Genomic DNA, 17,133 nt, shown 5'->3' on the forward strand with positions numbered 1-17,133 from the left:
TCACGGGTCTTCCTGAGGTGAGGATGTACGAGCTTCCGCCGTCCGCCTTCAAGCGCAGTGCCCCCTTCGACCCCCGCAACAGGCGTGGGCCGGTCCGCGTCGCGCTCGGGCTCGCCCGGGCCGTGCGGTCCGCGGTCGCCGGCCGGATCACCGGGCCGTGCCGGCGATGACCGGCCGGTGGGCGCCGGGCGCGGCCCGCCGCCACGACTCGGGCACCAGGGGCGCCGCCTCCCGGTGCCGGCGTCTGGCGGACTGCCGGTCGCCCAGCGCGGTCGCGGGCACCTGCTGGATGCGCGGCGTCACCGGCGTGCGCAGGCAGGGCAGCGGGAACGACACCGGCCGGACGTCCCGGGCCTGCCGGACGTCGAGCCTGGCCCGCAGCGCGTGCAGGTTGCGTTCGGCCGTCTGGATCGCCTCCAGCCGGGCCGACAGATACCCGGCCACACCGGGCCCGAGGGCCGAGAGAACGACGGCGCAGGCCAGCGTGAAGGTCATCTGCCTGGACATGCCCATTACAGCCCCCTCCGCCCGCGTACCGCAAAGCATGCCGTATATGCCCGCTGACCTGCGCATACACGCGCAGCGTGACCAGCCTTGGACGAGACGTTGCCGAATTTGCATGTGACCGGCGATGCGCATTGACCGGGCAAACCGCCTGGCGGCTCGGTAGTCTCGCGGGTGTGGCGCATGTGACCCGAGAGCACCTTGATCGTCTGCTGGAGCAGGCCCTGCTGGCCGACGACCACAGTTCCTTGGCCAGTCGGCTTTACGACGTCGCGCTCGGTTATTCGTCCGGCGACGTCTCCAGGGCGTCCATCCTCGTCCTGGCCGCCGAGGAGTGGCGAGCGGCGGGACAGCCCGCACGCGCGATGGAGTGTTTCCAGCGCGCCGTGGAGGACGGCGGCGACGCGGGCTTCGACCCGCGCGCAGGCATCGCCGACACCCTCTTCGAGCTCGAACGGCCCGACGAGGCCCGGGAGCTCATCGAGACCATCCGCGCGGAGGGCGACGTCTCCACGGCGACGGCCCACACCATCGCGGAGACCCTGGTCGCCTACGGCGATCTGCGGGGCGGCCTCGAATGGGCCACCCAGGCCGTGCTGGGCTGCGACGAGGGCGACCCCGAGCAGGTGGCGCTGCTGCGGACGCGATACCGGATCAGGGTCGACCTCGGCCTTCCGGAGGACGAGCTCGACGAGCTCGTCTCCTAGTCCGGGGGCCGGCCGGCGGGCCCCCGCGCGGGGCCCGGCTTGTCGCGTGCCCGCGAAGCCGGGCCGGAGGGGCCGCGACAGTGCGCGGCCACGACCCCTCCGGCTGAGGAAGCCCGGGCGCGGCAGGCACGACCCGCGCCCGGACGCATTGGCTCAGTGCAGGTCGAGACCGGGCAGCAGGCGGCTGAAGCCGTCGATCGCGGGGTAGCCGCCGGGCAGCGCCGACGCGCCCTCGATGCTCTGCACGGCCCTGGGCAGCAGGGTCGAGATCAGGTCTTCGCCGACCTCCCGCACCGGCTGCCGCGCCTTGCCCGGCGACTTCGCGGCGCGGGCCGAGGCGGGGGCGGTCGGCCTCTCGTCGAGCGTCGCCTCGGCCGGCACCCGGGCCGCGACCGGAGTCTGCGGCAACGCGGGGAGGGCGGGCAGCGCCGGCACCTGCAGCGTCGTCGCCAGGTCACGCATCCCGCTGTTGCCGGAGGCCGCGGGGAACAGCGCGGGCGAGGCGCTGTTCAGCGAGGGCATGCCCCACGTCGCCCCGACGCCGCCGAGGTCGGCCAGCGGGCCCATGGCGGACCTGGCGGCCGCCAGACCCGTCAGGCCGAGCCGCCTGGCCATGTCGCCAGCGGCCATGGCCAGCTTGCCGACCTCCTCGGTGACGACCCGGTGGCCGTTCGTCCTGCCTTCGTTGAGCTGGAGCTTGGCGTGGCCGTCGCAGTACGAGGCGATGGCCTCGGATCGCGGCCGGCAGGTGTCGGCCACCGAAGGACCGGCGACCGGCCAGGTGAGGCCCGCGGTCAGAGCGGCCACCGTGAGGATGCTTCGGATCTTACGAGATGACACCGCACGTCCCTCTGATCGGAATCGGTGATCTGACGAACGCCGAAGCTAGCCACGTGTCCGGCCGGTCGCGTGCGGCTTGTCCGAAGGGTGGCGGGAACCTTACCCCGCGGCGACGGGACATGACCCTGGCATGACATGCCGGAGCCCGGAGATCCGCGGGGATCTCCGGGCTCGACGGCACGGCCTCAGCCGCGCTGGATGAGCAGCTCGTCGTCGCCGAGCTCCACCCTGACCTTGTCGCCGTCGGCGATCTCGCCGGACAGCACGGCCTTGGCCAGCTTGTCGCCGATGGCCGACTGGACCAGGCGGCGCAGCGGGCGGGCGCCGTACATGGGGTCGTAGCCGGTCAGCGAGAGCCATTCGCGGGCGGCAGGGCTGACCTCCAGCGTCAGCCGGCGGTCGGCCAGCCGCTGGGCCAGGCGGTCGACCTGGAGGTCGACGATCTGGGCCAGCTCTTCGGAGCCGAGCGCGTCGAAGAGGATGACGTCGTCGAGCCGGTTGAGGAACTCCGGCTTGAACGAGCCGCGCACCGCCCCCATGACGGCCTCGCGCTTGGCGTCGTTCTCCAGCTTCGGATCGACCAGGAACTGCGAGCCGATGTTGGAGGTCAGGATCAGGATCGTGTTGCGGAAGTCGACCGTGCGGCCCTGGCCGTCGGTCAGGCGTCCGTCGTCGAGCACCTGGAGGAGGATGTCGAACACCTCCGGGTGCGCCTTCTCCACCTCGTCCAGCAGCACCACCGTGTACGGCCGCCGCCGGACGGCCTCGGTGAGCTGGCCGCCCTCCTCGTAGCCGACGTAGCCGGGAGGCGCGCCGACGAGCCTGGCCACGTTGTGCTTCTCGGAGTATTCGCTCATGTCGATGCGGGTCATCGCCCGCTCGTCGTCGAACAGGAACTCCGCCAGCGCCTTGGCCAGCTCGGTCTTGCCCACACCGGTGGGTCCGAGGAACAGGAACGAGCCCGTGGGACGGTCGGGGTCGGCGATGCCGGCCCGGCTGCGGCGCACGGCGTCGGAGACGGCCTGTACGGCCTGCTGCTGGCCGATGAGCCGGCGGCCCAGCTCCTCCTCCATCCGCAGCAGTTTGGCCGTCTCGGCCTCCAGCAGGCGGCCCGCGGGGATGCCCGTCCAGGAGGAGATGACCTCGGCGATGTCGTCGGCGCCGACCTCCTCCTTGACCATGGCGTTGTCCGGCGGCGCGGCGTCGGAGGCGGCCTGGAGGGCCTGCTCCAGCCGGGGCACCTCGGCGTACATGAGCCGGGACGCGGCCTCGAAGTCGCCGTCGCGCTGGGCCCGCTCGGCGGCGCCCCTGGCCTCGTCGAGCTGCTTCTTCAGCTCGCCGACCTTGTTGAGCCCGGCCTTCTCGTGCTCCCAGCGGCCGACCAGGGCGTTGAGCTCCTCCTGGCGGTCGGCCAGCTCCTGGCGCAGGCGGTCGAGCCGCTGGACCGACGCCTCGTCGGTCTCCTTCGTCAGGGCCAGCTCCTCCATCTTCATGCGGTCGACGCTCCGCTGGAGCTGGTCGATCTCCACCGGACGGGAGTCGATCTCCATGCGCAGCCGCGAGGCGGCCTCGTCGACCAGGTCGATGGCCTTGTCGGGGAGGAAGCGGTTGGTGATGTAGCGGTCGGACAGGGCGGCGGCGGCGACCAGGGCGCTGTCGGCGATCTGCACCTGGTGGTGGGCCTCGTAGCGGCCCTTGAGCCCGCGCAGGATCGCGATCGTGTCCTCGACCGTGGGCTCGCCCACGTAGACCTGCTGGAAACGGCGCTCCAGCGCGGGGTCCTTCTCGATGCGCTCGCGGTACTCGTCGAGCGTGGTCGCGCCGATCATGCGCAGCTCGCCGCGGGCCAGCATGGGCTTGAGCATGTTGCCGGCGTCCATGGCGCCCTCGGCGGCCCCCGCGCCGACGACGGTGTGCAGCTCGTCGATGAACGTCACGATCTGCCCGTTGCTCTCCTTGATCTCGGAGAGGACGGCCTTGAGACGCTCCTCGAACTCGCCGCGGTACTTCGCGCCGGCCACCATCGCGCCCAGGTCGAGCGAGATCAGCCGCTTGTTGCGCAGCGACTCGGGCACGTCGCCGGCCACGATGCGCTGGGCCAGGCCCTCGACGACGGCGGTCTTGCCGACGCCGGGCTCGCCGATCAGCACCGGGTTGTTCTTGGTGCGGCGGCTGAGCACCTGGACCACGCGGCGGATCTCCGAGTCGCGGCCGATCACCGGGTCGAGGCCGCCGCCGCGGGCCCGCTCGGTCAGGTCGACGCCGTACTTCTCCAGCGCCTGGTAGGTGTCCTCGGGCGTCTCGCTGGTGACGCGGGCGTGGCCGCGTACCTTCTCGAAGGCGTCGAGCAGCGCCTGCGGGGTCGCGCCCTGCGACTTGAGCAGCTCGGCCATCGCGCCGCCGTCGGCCGCCAGGCCGACGAGCAGGTGCTCGGTGGAGACATAGAGGTCTTCGAGGCGGTTGGCGTGCTGGGCGGCGGTGTTCATGACGGTGAGCAGCTGCCGCGAGCTCGACGGCGCGCCCACTGTCGCGCCCTGAGCCTTCGGCAGCGCCGCGAGCTGCTCCTCGACGCGCGCCCGCAGCGTGCGCCAGTCGGCGCCGACCGCTTCGAGCAGCGGCGCGGCCGTGCCGCCGGTCTGGGAGAGGAGCGTGGAGAGCAGATGGGCCGGAGAGATCTCCGGGTTGCCCTCGGCGGCGGCGCGCCGCATGGCACCCGAGAGAGCTTCCTGGCTCTTCTGGGTGAGCTTGTAGTCCATAACCTAGGCCCCCGGTGGCAGCTCGTAGCGGATCAGCGCCCGGACCATCCGCATCTCGGCGCGCAGGCGGTGAACCTCCTCACGCAGCCGCAGAGCTTCGTTCTCGAGCTCGAGAATCCGCTTGATGCCCGCGAGGTTGATGCCCTCCTCCTGGGAGAGCCGCTGGACCTCGCGGAGCTGGATGATGTCTCTTGTGGAGTAGAGGCGGCCGCGCCCGGCGGTGCGGCCCGGGCTGACCAGGCCGAGCCGGTCGTACTGGCGCAGCGTCTGCGGGTGGAGCCCGGAGAGCTGCGCGGCCACCGAAATCACATAAACAGGCGTGTCGTCGGACAGGTCGAAATAGTTGGCGTCCATCGGCTACTCGCTTCTGGCTCGCTGAATCAGATCGGCGCGCGGGTCGTCGCCCGCGGTCGCGGTGTTGAACTCGGTGAGGAGCTCGCGCGACTTGTCGTCGAGCGTCTTCGGCACGAGCACCTCGACGCTGGCGAGCAGGTCACCCTTGGTGCCGTCCTTGCGGGTGACGCCCCTGCCCCGCACGCGGAACGTGCGGCCGTTGGGCGTGCCCGCCGGGATGCGCAGGGTCACCGGCATGCCCTTGAGGATCGGCACCTTGATCTCGGCGCCCAGCGCGGCCTCCGAGAACGTCACGGGAACCGTGATCGTGAGGTTGTCGCCCGTCCGGCCGAACACGGGGTGCGGCTTGACGTGCGTCAGGATGTAGAGGTCGCCGGCCGGGCCGCCGTTCTCGCCCGGCGCGCCCTTGGCCTTGAGCTTGACCCGCTGCCCGTCGGCCACGCCCGCGGGGATCCTGGCCTGGATCGTGCGGGTGCTCTTGGCCCGGCCGCTGCCCTCGCACACGGGGCAGGGGTCGTCCACGAGCAGCCCGCGGCCCTTGCAGTCGCGGCAGGGCTCGGAGAAGGCGAAGTTGCCCAGGTTGCGGCTGGCCGCGCCGGTGCCCTCGCAGGTGGGACAGACCCGGGGGGTCGTGCCCGCCTTGGCGCCGGTGCCGCTGCACGCGGTGCAGGCGGCCGAGCTGGTCAGCCTGAGCGACACCGTGGTGCCCTCGACGGCTTCGGTGAACGAGAGCGTGACCTCGGACTCGACGTCCTGGCCGCGGCGCGGTCTGGTCGCGCTCGTCGTGCGGGTGGAGCCCCCCGCCCCACCGCGGTTGAACAGCCCGCCGAACAGGTCGCCGAGCCGCTCACCGGCGCCCCCGCCCTGCTGGCCGGCGGTGCCGCCGAACAGGTCGCCGAAGTCGAACGGGAAACCGCCACCGCCGGGGCGCTGACCGCCCACCCCGGACCCGAACAGCGTGCGCGCCTCGTCGTACTCCTTGCGGCGCTTGCTGTCGGACAGGATGTCGTACGCCTCCGAGACCTCCTTGAACTTGGTCTCCTTGGCGGCGTCGCCCTGGTTGGTGTCCGGGTGGTACTGCCTGGCCAGCTTCCGGTACGCCTTCTTGATCTCGTCGGCGGTGGCGGTCTTGGGCACACCAAGGACGGCGTAGTAGTCCTTTTCCAGGTAGTCCTTGGTGCTCATCTACGGCCCTTCGTCCTTTTGTCAGTTTGCTTCGTCGTCATTGGACGCGGGAGGAGCGTCCTCGGGCTCGGCCACCGCCACCCGCGCCGGGCGCAGCACCCGCTCACCCATCCGGTAACCGGGCTGCAGCACCTCGATCGCGGTGGGCTCGGTCACGTCGGGCGAGTAGCTGTGCATCAGCGCCTCGTGGACCGTCGGGTCGAACGGGTCGCCCTTCTGGCCGAAGGCGCTGAGGCCCAGCTTGGTGAGCGCCGACTCCAGCGACTCCGCCACCTTCGCGAAGCCGCCGGTCAGCTCGCCGTGGTCACGGGCCCGTCCGATGTCGTCGAGCACGGGGAGCAGCTCGGTCAGCGCGCCGGCGACGGCCTGCTCGCGGACCGCCACCCTGTCGCGCTCGACCCTTCTGCGGTAGTTCGTGTACTCCGCCTGGAGGCGCTGGAGGTCGGCGGTCCGCTCGGCGAGCTGGGCCGCCAGCTCACCGTCGTGGGCCGCCGCCGGCGCCTGCTCGGCGGGCGCCTCGGGCTGCTCGCCCGAGGTCTCCCGAACCTCGCCCGTCTCCGGGTCGATCTTGCGCTTGTCGCGGATCACCGGCTCCTCGTGCCCGTTGTCGCGCGCCGGCATCACTGGTCCTTCTTCGGCTGGTCTTCGTCGACGATCTCGGCCTCGACCACGTCGTCGTCGGCCTTGGCGCCCTGACCGGCCGAGGCGTCCTGCGGAGCGCCCTCGGGGCCGGCCTGCTGGCCCTGGCCGGCGGCGTAGATCGCCGAGCCCATCTTCTGGCTGACCGTGGCGAGCTTCTCCGCGGAGGTGCGGATGACGTCGGTGTCGGTGCCCTCAAGAGCCTTCTTCAGCTCGGCCAGGGCGTCGTTGACCTCGGTCTTGATGTCGCCGGGGACCTTGTCGTCGTTCTCGCGGAGGAACTTCTCCGTCTGGTAGGCCAGACCGTCCGCGTTGTTGCGGACCTCGGCCTCCTCGCGGCGCTTCTTGTCCTCCTCGGCGTACGACTCGGCCTCGCGCATCATGCGCTCGATGTCGTCCTTCGGCAGCGCGGAGCCGCCGGTGATGGTCATCGTCTGCTCCTTGCCCGTGCCCAGGTCCTTGGCGGAGACGTTGACGATGCCGTTGGCGTCGATGTCGAAGGTGACCTCGATCTGCGGGATGCCGCGCGGCGCCGGGGCGATGCCGGTCAGCTCGAAGGTGGCCAGCTTCTTGTTGTACGAGGCGATCTCGCGCTCGCCCTGGTAGACCTGGATCTGCACCGACGGCTGGTTGTCCTCGGCCGTGGTGAAGACCTCCGAGCGCTTGGTCGGGATCGTCGTGTTGCGCTCGATGATCTTGGTGAAGATGCCGCCCTTGGTCTCGATGCCCAGCGACAGCGGGGTCACGTCGAGCAGGAGGACGTCCTTGACCTCACCCTTGAGCACGCCGGCCTGGAGGGCGGCGCCGATGGCGACGACCTCGTCGGGGTTGACGCCCTTGTTGGGCTCCTTGCCGCCGGTCAGCTCGCGGACGAGCTCGGTGACGGCGGGCATGCGGGTCGAGCCGCCGACGAGCACCACGTGCGCGATGTCGGAGACCTTGATGCCGGCGTCCTTGATGACCTGGTGGAACGGGCCCTTGGTGCGCTCGAGCAGGTCGGCCGTCAGGCGCTGGAACTCGGCCCTGGTCAGCTTCTCGTCGAGGTGCAGCGGGCCCTCGGCGGAGGCGGTGATGTAGGGCAGGTTGATGTTGGTCTCGGCCTGGCTGGACAGCTCGATCTTGGCCTTCTCCGCGGCCTCACGCAGGCGCTGGAGGGCCATCTTGTCCTTGGCGAGATCGACGCCGTGGGCGTTCTGGAAGCGCTTGACCAGCTCGTCGACGACGCGCTGGTCCCAGTCGTCGCCACCGAGGTGGTTGTCGCCGGAGGTGGCCTTGACCTCGACGAAGCCGTGGCCGTCCTCCTGGCCGACGTCGAGCAGCGAGACGTCGAAGGTGCCGCCGCCGAGGTCGAAGACCAGGATCGTCTGGTCCTGCTCCTTGTCGAGCCCGTAGGCGAGGGCCGCGGCGGTCGGCTCGTTGATGATGCGCAGGACGTTGAGGCCCGCGACCGTGCCGGCCTCCTTGGTGGCCTGGCGCTGGGCGTCGTTGAAGTAGGCCGGGACGGTGACCACCGCGTCGGTGATCTTCTCGCCCAGGTACGCCTCGGCGTCCTGCTTCAGCTTCTGCAGCACGAAGGCGCTGATCTGCTGGGGGGAGAACTTCTTGCCGTCGATCTCCTGGGACCAGTTGGTGCCCATCTCGCGCTTGACCGAGCGGATCGTCCGGTCAACGTTGGTGACGGCCTGCCGCTTGGCGACCTCGCCCACCAGGACCTCGCCGTTCTTCGCGAAGGCGACCACGGACGGCGTGGTCCGCGAGCCCTGCGCGTTGGCGATGACGGTGGGCTCACCGCCCTCGAGGATCGAGACGACGGAGTTGGTCGTCCCAAGGTCGATACCTACCGCACGTGCCATGAGTACGTCCTTGTAGTCAAAGTTGAGTCGGTTGGACTCAAGCTACGGATTCGTGTCGTCTTTGTCAAACGACTTGAGCCTACCCGACTCAACCCCCATGGGCGCGTCGGCATTCCCACGAACTGGGGTGATTCCACACATCAGGCGTAACGGGGGCGGACGCCCGGCGGTTCCACCGGCATGAGGAAGCTGCCCACCTCGCGGTCATGAGGAGGGCGGCCGGGGGGACGTCGGGCTTAGGGCTTCGCGCCGTCCACGAGCTTGCGCTTGCCGAGGGCGTGCTTGAGCTTGACGGTCGTGGTCTTCTCCACGGCCAGCATGATGCAGGAGACGCTCTTGGCCTTGGGGGACGTGCCCTCGTACAGGGTGATGGTGACCTTCCTGGCGGTCTCCTTCACCTTGACCTTGTCCAGCACGGTGCACGGCTCCACGCCCGACCACCAGGTGAGCTTGACCTGCTTGCCGCGTGCGAAGGACGCCGCCTTGGTCCAGCGGACCTTGTGCACGTTGATGGCGTCGCCGGTGGGCTTGACCGGCTCGGGGGCCTTGCTGGGGGCGGAGGTGACCGGTGTCACGACGTGCTCGGCGGGCGTCTGCGGCAGCGGACGGGCGGCCGGCGGCGATGTGGCACAACCCGTCGCGAGCACCAGAGAACCGGCGAGAAGAGTCGCTGTCGTCATTGTGCGCATATCCCTAAGACGAAAAGGGCAGGTCCGCGGTTCAGCGATATACCCGGGAAGTGGGCGGTTAGTGTGGGTCATGTGCTCCGTCAGGCAATGCTCGCCGTCTCCAAGAGCGAACGCGCCGAACGCGTCATCACCACATCGCCGCTGACCAGGGACGTGGTCAAGCGATACGTCGCCGACGACGTCGGCGAGGTCATCCGCGCGCTGTCCCACGAGGGCCTGCTGGTGACCGTCGACCACCTGGGCGAAGAGGTGACCGACAGGAGACAGGCCGAGGCGGGCGTGCGCGAGTACCTGTCGCTGCTCGACCGGCTGCCGCCGGGCGGCGACGCCTCGGTCAAGCTGACCGCGCTCGGCCTGCGGCTGTCGGAGCAGGTCGCGCTCGACAACGCGGCCACCATCTGCGAGGCGGCGGCCGCCCGCGGCATCACGGTCACGCTCGACGCCGAGGAGCACGACACGATCGGCGGCCTGCACTTCGTGCACGCCACCCTGCGCAAGGAGCACCCCGACGTCGGGATCGTGGTCCAGGCGTACCTGCCCGACGCGCTCGAACGCTGCGAGAAGCTGGCCGGCGCCCGCGTCCGGCTCTGCAAGGGCGCCTACACCGCCCCCGGCGCCTACAGCAGGCCGGCCGACGTCGACCGCTCGTTCGTGCGCTGCCTCAAGATCCTCATGGCGGGCACCGGCTACCCCATGATCGCCACGCACGACCCCAGGATGATCCAGATCGCCTCCACCCTGGCCGTGCTCGACGGCCGCGACGTCAACGGCTTCGAGTACCAGATGTTGTACGGCGTGCGCCCCGGCGAGCAGCGCCGTCTGGCCGGCCTCGGCGGCCAGGTGCGCGTGTACGTCCCGTACGGCGCCGACTGGTACGCCTACCTCATGCGCCGCCTGGCCGAACGCCCCCGTAACCTGGCGTTCTTCCTCAGGTCGCTGCTGTCGCGGGGCTAGTAGGCTGGGCCGGCGTCCGTTCCCCCTTCGAGAGGTCGAGATGATCGCGATTCTGGGCACCGGCAAGATGGGCGAGGCCCTGCTGTCCGGGCTGCTGCGCGCCGGGTTCAAGCCGGGCGACATCATGGCGACCAGCCGCCGTCCGGAGCGGGCGCAGGCGCTGCGCGAGACCTACGGCGTGCGCACGGTCGACAACGCCGAGGCGGCCAAGTCGGCCGACACCCTGATCCTGGCCGTCAAGCCCCAGGACATGGCGACCCTGCTGGCGGAGATCGCCCCCTACGTCCCGGCCGACCGTCTGGTCATCACGGCGGCGGCCGGCATCACCACCGCGTTCGTGGAGCAGCGGCTCGGCGTCGACGTGCCGGTGGTCCGGGTCATGTCCAACACGCCGATCAAGTTCGACGAGGCGATGAGCGTGATCTCGGCGGGCGCGCACGCCGGCGAGGAGCACCTCAAGCTCACCGAGGGCCTGCTCAAGCCGGTCGGCAAGGTGCTGCGCATCCCCGAGTCCCAGCAGGACGCCGCGACCGCGCTGTCCGGCAGCGGCCCCGCCTACTTCTTCTACCTGGTCGAGGCCATGGTCGACGCGGGCATCCTGCTCGGCATGCCGCGGGCCGCCGCGCTCGACATGGTCACCCAGTCGATCGTCGGCGCCGCCGTGATGCTGCGCGACTCCGGGGAGCACCCGGTGATCCTGCGGGAGGCCGTCACCTCGCCGGGCGGCACCACGATCGCGGCCATCGCCGAGCTGGAGCGCCACAGCGTGCGCGCCGCCTTCCTGGCCGCCATCGAGGCCGCCCGCGACCGGGGGCGCCAGCTCGCCTCGGGCTGACCCGCGGCGGGGGCGCCAGCTCGCCTCGGGGTGACCCGCGGCGGGGCAGCCTGCCGTGCTGCTCAGGCGTCCCGCCGCTGCATGAGCACGGCCCCCGCCGCCACCGCGACGGCGACCCACAGCGCGTAGACGCCGAGCCCGCTCCACGGCCCCAGCGGGTTCCCGGGCTGGTCCAGCACGATCTCCAGGCCGGCGTTGGTGGTGAAGTGGTCGGCGACGGCCTTGCCCCACGCGCCGGGCAGCGCGTTGGTGAGCTGCGGCAGCACCATCATCAGCGCGATGGCCGAGACGATCGCGCCCGGCGTGTGCCGGATCAGCGTGCCGAGCCCCAGCCCGAACAGGCCGCAGGCGGTGAGGTAGAGCCCGGCCCCGAACACCGACTGCGCCGCGGTGCCCATGTCGACCGAGCCCGGCCGCAGGATCGCCACGCCGACGGCCACCGCGGCGGCCGCCGCGACCGTGGAGACGACCAGCGCCGTCACGGTGAACACCACGATCTTGCCGGCGAGCAGCCTCATCCGCCTCGGCACGGCCAGCAACGACGTGCGGATGCCGCCGGTCCGGTACTCGCTGGAGATCACCAGCACGCCCAGCGTGGCCATGGACAGGGAGGCGAACATGATGCCGGTCAGGCTCGTCATGACGGCCTGGTCACCGGTGATGGGCTGCCCGTCGGCCGTGGCCCTGGACGCGACCGACAGCAGCCCGCCCAGGCCGATCAGGAGCAGGGCGGTGACGGCGAGCGTCCACACCGTCGAACGCACCGAACGGATCTTGGTCCATTCGGACCTCAGGATGTCGGTCATGACGAGTACTCCACACTGTCCTTGGTGAGCTCCATGTACGCCGCTTCGAGCGAGGGCTGCACGAACGTCAGCTCCTCCAGGGGGATCCCGGCCCGAGCGGTCAGGGTGCCGATCTCCAGCGTGCTCATCGCGGTGACGCGCAGGTGGTCGGGGTACAGGTCGCCCACCTTGACCAGGTCGGCGACCTCGGCCAGGCGCGGCGAGCGCACCCGTACGTAGCCCTGCGAGCTGCGCCCGATGAACTCCTGCACGCTCGTGTCGGCGATCAACCGGCCCCGGCCGATCACGATCAGGTGGTCGGCCGTCTGGGCCATCTCGCTCATGAGGTGGCTGGAGACGAACACCGTGCGCCCCTCGGCCGCCAGCTTGCGCATGAACGTGCGGATCCACAGGATGCCCTCGGGGTCGAGCCCGTTGACCGGCTCGTCGAAGAGCAGGATCTCGGGGTCGCCGAGCAGCGCGGCCGCGATGCCCAGGCGCTGCGACATGCCGAGCGAGAAGCCGCCGATCCGCCGCCGTGCCACCTCGCGCAGGCCGACGGCCTCCAGCACCTCGTTCACCCGGCCCGCCGGGATGCCGTTGCTCTGGGCGATGGCCAGCAGGTGGTTGCGGGCGCTGCGGCCGCCGTGCACGGCCTTGGCGTCCAGCAGCGCGCCCACCTTGCGCAGCGGGTGCCGATGCTCCTGGTACGGCCGCCCGTCCACCAGCACGGACCCGCTCGACGGCCGGTCGAGGCCGAGGATCATCCGCATGGTCGTGGACTTGCCGGCGCCGTTGGGCCCGAGGAACCCGGTCACCTGGCCGGGCTCGACGTCGAACGACAGGCCCGCGACGGCATGGGTGGCGCCGTAGCGTTTGCTCAGATTGGTTGCGCGAATCGCCGTCATGTCACCAAGCGTGCCGCCGGCGCCCGCCGTTCTCTTCGGCCGTGAGGACGTTCTTGCCGGGCGCGGCCTGGGAGCCTGGTCCTAGTCTCCAGGTTTGATCAGCGCCGCCTCGTACGCGACGATCACGGCCTGCGCCCGGTCCCTGACCCCGATCTTGGCGAACAGGCTGGTCACGTGGTTCTTGACGGTCGAGGGGGAGACGGCCAGCTGCCCGGCGATCTCGGTGTTCGACCGGCCTCTGGCGATCAGCACGAGGATCTCCCGCTCGCGCTCGGTCAGCGCGTCCAGCCCCCGCGGCGCGGGCGCGGCCGGCGGCCTCGACGCCCGCACGAACGTGCCGATCAGCCGGGTCAGCAGCCGCGGCGCGACCGCCGACTCGCCCCGGTGCACCACGCGCACGCCCTCGATCAGCTCCTCGGGGGAGACGTCCTTGGGCAGGAAGCCGTCGGCGCCCGCGCGCAGCGCCGCGACCACGTTCTCGTCCAGGTCGAACGTGCTCAGCGCGAGCACCCGCACGCCCGGCAGCTCCGAGGTGATCAGCTCGGTCGCCCGCACGCCGTCGAGCCCCGGCATGTGCAGGTCCATCAGCACCACGTCGGGACGCAGCCGCCGGCTCAGCTCGACGGCCGACTCGCCGTCGCCGGCCTCGCCCACCACGGACAGGTCGGGCTGCGCGTCGAGCATCAGCCGGAACCCCTTGCGGACCAGCTCGTGGTCGTCGACCAGCAGCACAGTGATCATGTTGCCTCCAGGGGGATGCGGGCGTGCACGCGAAATCCTCCCCCGGGACGCGGGCCGGTCGAAAGCCGGCCGCCGCACAGCGCGACCCGCTCGGCCATGCCGCCCAGCCCGAACCCCGGCGTGCCGCCCGGCTGCGGCACGCCGTCGTCGAGCACTTCGACCTCCACCGCCTCGGACCCGTAGGCCAGGCGCACGCTGGCCCTCGCGCCGGCCGCGTGCTTGCGGGTGTTGGTCAGGGCCTCCTGCACGATCCGGTAGACGGCGTGGTCCACGGCCGAGGGCAGCGCCACCGGCTCGCCCGTGACGGTCAGGCTGGCGGGCAGCCCGGCGCTCCTGGCCTCGCCGATGAGCGCGGGCAGCCGGTCGGCCCCCACGCCGGTCGCGGCGTCCGGGCCGTCGTTGCCGTCGGCCCGCAGCACGTGCAGCAGCCGGCGCATCTCCGACATCGCCTGGCGGGCGGTCTGCTGGGCGCTCTCCAGCGCCTCGCGGGTGACCTCCTGCTCCGGCGCGAGCGTGGCCCGCGCGCCGCCGACCAGGGCGTTGATCACCGTGATGTGGTGCGCGACGACGTCGTGCAGCTCCCGCGCGATGCGCCGCCGCTCGGCCTGTACGGCGGCGTCGGCGGCCTCCAGCCTGCTGCGCTCGTTCAGCTCGGCCCTGGTCTTGACCAGCGCGCCGATGCCGGCCGGGATCGCGACGACGAAGGCGCCGGCCAGGAACTGCCCGATGCCCGGCCCCTTGATCTCCATCACCGTGCCGTAGGCGACGATCCCCGCCACCGCCATGACCAGCGAGGGACGGCCGGAGGAGTGGCGCGCCAGGCTGTAGAAGGCGATGCCCTCCGGGATGGTGGCCGACGTCACCAGCCCGGCCGCGATGCCGATCAGGTCGACCACCGTGACGGCCCCGGCCACCAGCACCGGCCTGCTCCGGCGGACGAGCAGCAGCACGCTGGTCAGCAGGAAGTGCGCCGACCCCAGCGCCCCGTCGACCCCCGTCTGGACGGACGACACGATCACCCCGAGGCTCGCGAACACGGCGAGCACGACCACGATCGTGGTGTCGAAAACCCGGGGACGTCGGAAGAAATTGAAGATTCTGCGGAAAGGTCGTGCCCAGCGCACCATAAAACACTAAGTCACGAAATTTCTGATGCGACCGAGGCCGTCCCCGACGATCACCCGGGCTACAACCGGAACAGGGCGCTGCGGTAACGTCGGCGCAAGGTGAGGGACGCGCGGAGGGCGGGGCATGAGCCGAACGGCACGAGTCATCTGGGACGACGCTCTCACCTCCTACAACTTCGGCCCGAGCCACCCGCTGGCGCCCATCAGGGTCGAGCTGACGATCGCGCTCGCCCGCTCGCTCGGCGTCCTCGACAAGGTCGAGATGGCCGGCTGCGCGCCCGCCGGTGACGACGAGCTGGCCATGGTGCACGACCGCGCCTACATCGAGGCGGTCAAGGGCGTCTCCGTGGCCGGCGTGCCCGACCTGCGGGCGGGGCTCGGCACCACCGACAATCCGGCCTTCAAGGGCGTGCACGAGGCGTCCGCGCTGATCGCGGGGGCGTCCCTGGCGGCGGCGCGCGCGGTCTGGGAGGGCGCGGCCGAGCACGCCGTCAACGTCGCGGGCGGGCTCCACCACGCCATGCCGGCCGCGGCCAGCGGCTTCTGCGTCTACAACGACCCTGCTCTGGCCATCGCCTGGCTGCTGGAGCAGGGGGCCACCCGGGTGGCCTACGTCGACGTCGACGTGCACCACGGCGACGGCGTGCAGGCCGTCTTCTACGACGACCCCCGGGTGCTGACGATCAGCCTGCACGAGAGCCCGCGCACGCTGTTCCCGGGCACCGGCTTCCCGCACGAGACCGGCGCGGAGGGCACGGCCGTCAACGTGGCGCTGCCGGCCGGCACCGGCGACTCCGGCTGGCTGCGCGCCTTCCACGCGGTCGTGCCGCCGCTGCTGCGCGAGTTCGGCCCGCAGATCCTGGTCACCCAGCACGGCTGCGACAGCCACGCCCTCGACCCCCTCGCCAACCTCATGCTCAGCATCGACGGCCAGCGCGCCGCCTACGCCGCCCTGCACGACCTGGCGCACGAGACGGCGGGCGGCCGGTGGATCGCGGTGGGCGGCGGCGGTTACGAGCTCGTCCAGGTCGTGCCGCGCATCTGGACGCACCTCATCGCCGTGGCCGCCGGCCATCCCGTCGATCCGGCCACGCCCACCCCCGACGCCTGGCGCCAGTACGTCAGGGAGCGCACCGGCGAGGCGCCCCCGCTGACCATGACCGATGGCCGCAACCCGGAATTTCACGACATCTCCGGCGGTTATGACCCAGCGGACCCCATCGACCGTGCGGTCATGGCGACCCGGCAGGCGGTGTTCCCTCTGCACGGCCTCGATCCGATGCCCTGACGACCGCCCTGAGGACGCCTGACGGCCCTCGATGCCCCTGATGAGGAAGACCTGTGCTGAGCCGCGACGAACTCCGCCGACACCTGATCCACAGCCGCATCGCCGGTGACGTCGCGACGTCGCGCGAGAACAACCTCGACCACTACAGCTCGCTGGCCAACCGCGACCCGTACTACATGCTCGGCCTGACGTTCGAGCAGCCGTGGAGCTTCCGGGACGTCCTCGACCTGATGGCCAAGTCGGCCGGCGTGGTCGCCGATCCCGGCCACCGGCGGGGCCAGGACACCATCGATCCCGACCTGACGATCGACGCGATCGACGCCATGGCGGCCCGCATCGCGTCGGTGTTGTCGCGGCCGTCCCCGCGGGTGTTGTTCGCCACCGGCCACCCGACCGGGCTGCTCGCCGTCCACCTGCCGCTGGCCAGGTTCGCCGTCGAGCGCGGCGCGACCCTGCTCACCCCGGCCGAGGGCTGGACGTACGCCGGCTCCGGCTTCGGCCGCCCGCGCCGCCTGCGCTACCTCCAGGACGTCGCCATGCTCGACGACCGCGGCGGCTTCGTGCACACCCACGACTCGGCCCCGATGCGGCACATGCTCGACGAGCTCGAAGGCGAGCTGCCCGACCTGGTGATCGCCGACCACGGCTGGGCGGGGGCGGCGGGCGAGGCGGGCGTGCCGACGGTGGCCTTCGCCGACAGCAACGACCCCGGCCTGTTCCTCGGCGAGGCCGAGGGAAAGATCGACGTCGTCGTGCCACTCGACGACAATGTGCTACCCCGCTATTACGCTCCGCTGACCGAGCGGTTGGTCACTCTGGTCTCACGAGCCCTTTGAGTCGAAAACGGCCCTCCCCATACCGTCTTTTCGCGCCTGCATTCCAAGAGGCTCGCTGTCCCTTTGCCAACTTTTGATGGGGCTTGGGCGACTCTTATGTGTGGCAACTTGGACAGTTCCAAGGTCCAGGCG

16 protein-coding genes and 1 pseudogene are annotated in these 17,133 nt (G+C 71.2%); 5 read left to right on the forward strand and 12 right to left on the reverse strand.

All coding sequences use genetic code 11. The features are described 5' to 3' along the window. Window positions 1-147: 147 nt before the first annotated feature. Window positions 148-507 carry a hypothetical protein gene (locus AB0J71_RS23110; protein ID WP_352319081.1) on the reverse strand — a complete coding sequence of 120 codons (360 nt, stop codon included), beginning with the start codon at window positions 505-507 and terminating at the stop codon, window positions 148-150. A gap of 173 nt (window positions 508-680) precedes the next feature. On the opposite strand from AB0J71_RS23110, the gene AB0J71_RS23115 reads away from it, so the two are divergent. Next, window positions 681-1,211, forward strand: a complete 531-nt coding sequence (locus AB0J71_RS23115) for a tetratricopeptide repeat protein (RefSeq protein WP_352319079.1) — start codon at window positions 681-683, stop codon at window positions 1,209-1,211. A 153-nt stretch (window positions 1,212-1,364) separates the two neighbouring features. On the opposite strand, the gene AB0J71_RS23120 is transcribed toward AB0J71_RS23115, so the two are convergent. The 7 genes and pseudogenes from AB0J71_RS23120 to AB0J71_RS23150 all read right to left on the reverse strand — a co-directional run bounded on the left by AB0J71_RS23120 (window position 1,365) and on the right by AB0J71_RS23150 (window position 9,518). Further along, a complete protein-coding gene (locus AB0J71_RS23120; RefSeq protein WP_364415903.1) occupies window positions 1,365-2,018 on the reverse strand; it encodes a hypothetical protein in 654 nt (217 codons plus the stop codon). A gap of 218 nt (window positions 2,019-2,236) precedes the next feature. Beyond that, the gene (gene clpB / locus AB0J71_RS23125) at window positions 2,237-4,807 is read right to left on the reverse strand and encodes an ATP-dependent chaperone ClpB (RefSeq protein ID WP_364415905.1); all 2,571 of its coding nucleotides are present in this window, start codon (window positions 4,805-4,807) and stop codon (window positions 2,237-2,239) included. 72 nt (window positions 4,808-4,879) lie between these two features. After that, a pseudogene (locus AB0J71_RS23130) lies at window positions 4,880-5,161 on the reverse strand (helix-turn-helix transcriptional regulator); the annotation flags it as partial. Between the two features lie 3 nt (window positions 5,162-5,164). Then, window positions 5,165-6,346: a molecular chaperone DnaJ gene (gene dnaJ, locus AB0J71_RS23135; RefSeq protein WP_352325251.1), complete on the reverse strand. Its 1,182-nt coding sequence runs from the start codon at window positions 6,344-6,346 to the stop codon at window positions 5,165-5,167. Window positions 6,347-6,367: 21 nt separating this feature from the next. Further along, window positions 6,368-6,967 carry a nucleotide exchange factor GrpE gene (gene grpE, locus AB0J71_RS23140; protein WP_352325252.1) on the reverse strand — a complete coding sequence of 200 codons (600 nt, stop codon included), beginning with the start codon at window positions 6,965-6,967 and terminating at the stop codon, window positions 6,368-6,370. Continuing rightward, a complete protein-coding gene (gene dnaK, locus AB0J71_RS23145) occupies window positions 6,967-8,838 on the reverse strand; it encodes a molecular chaperone DnaK (protein ID WP_352325253.1) in 1,872 nt (623 codons plus the stop codon). Before dnaK ends, grpE begins: the two co-directional genes overlap by 1 nt. Window positions 8,839-9,074: 236 nt before the next feature. Then, entirely contained in the window at window positions 9,075-9,518 is a 444-nt protein-coding gene (locus AB0J71_RS23150) for a hypothetical protein (protein WP_364415907.1), read from the reverse strand. 81 nt (window positions 9,519-9,599) lie between these two features. Here AB0J71_RS23150 and AB0J71_RS23155 point away from each other — a divergent pair, with 81 nt between their 5' ends. Together AB0J71_RS23155 and proC are read left to right on the forward strand one after the other, a co-directional pair. Further along, the gene (locus AB0J71_RS23155; protein ID WP_364415909.1) at window positions 9,600-10,481 is read left to right on the forward strand and encodes a proline dehydrogenase family protein; all 882 of its coding nucleotides are present in this window, start codon (window positions 9,600-9,602) and stop codon (window positions 10,479-10,481) included. A gap of 40 nt (window positions 10,482-10,521) precedes the next feature. Then, window positions 10,522-11,316, forward strand: coding sequence for a pyrroline-5-carboxylate reductase (proC, locus tag AB0J71_RS23160; protein WP_352325258.1), 795 nt, complete (start codon window positions 10,522-10,524; stop codon window positions 11,314-11,316). A 62-nt stretch (window positions 11,317-11,378) separates the two neighbouring features. Here the strand turns inward: proC and AB0J71_RS23165 are convergent, their stop codons facing one another. From AB0J71_RS23165 to AB0J71_RS23180, 4 genes are all read right to left on the reverse strand, one after another. Further along, window positions 11,379-12,122: an ABC transporter permease gene (locus tag AB0J71_RS23165; RefSeq protein WP_352325259.1), complete on the reverse strand. Its 744-nt coding sequence runs from the start codon at window positions 12,120-12,122 to the stop codon at window positions 11,379-11,381. After that, window positions 12,119-13,009, reverse strand: coding sequence for an ABC transporter ATP-binding protein (locus AB0J71_RS23170; RefSeq protein WP_364415911.1), 891 nt, complete (start codon window positions 13,007-13,009; stop codon window positions 12,119-12,121). The genes AB0J71_RS23165 and AB0J71_RS23170 overlap by 4 nt, the downstream gene beginning before the upstream one ends. Before the next feature lie 81 nt (window positions 13,010-13,090). After that, the gene (locus AB0J71_RS23175; protein WP_352325261.1) at window positions 13,091-13,750 is read right to left on the reverse strand and encodes a response regulator transcription factor; all 660 of its coding nucleotides are present in this window, start codon (window positions 13,748-13,750) and stop codon (window positions 13,091-13,093) included. Beyond that, window positions 13,747-14,796, reverse strand: coding sequence for a histidine kinase (locus tag AB0J71_RS23180; RefSeq protein ID WP_352325262.1), 1,050 nt, complete (start codon window positions 14,794-14,796; stop codon window positions 13,747-13,749). Before AB0J71_RS23180 ends, AB0J71_RS23175 begins: the two co-directional genes overlap by 4 nt. A 205-nt stretch (window positions 14,797-15,001) precedes the next feature. Between AB0J71_RS23180 and AB0J71_RS23185 the strand changes: the two genes are divergently transcribed. After that, window positions 15,002-16,165, forward strand: a complete 1,164-nt coding sequence (locus tag AB0J71_RS23185; protein WP_352325263.1) for an acetoin utilization protein AcuC — start codon at window positions 15,002-15,004, stop codon at window positions 16,163-16,165. Between the two features lie 53 nt (window positions 16,166-16,218). Continuing rightward, a complete protein-coding gene (locus AB0J71_RS23190) occupies window positions 16,219-17,001 on the forward strand; it encodes a phosphatase (protein ID WP_364415913.1) in 783 nt (260 codons plus the stop codon). Window positions 17,002-17,133: the final 132 nt, after the last annotated feature.

It is taken from the genome of Nonomuraea sp. NPDC049637 (genome assembly GCF_040675235.1).
Taxonomy (GTDB): domain Bacteria; phylum Actinomycetota; class Actinomycetes; order Streptosporangiales; family Streptosporangiaceae; genus Nonomuraea.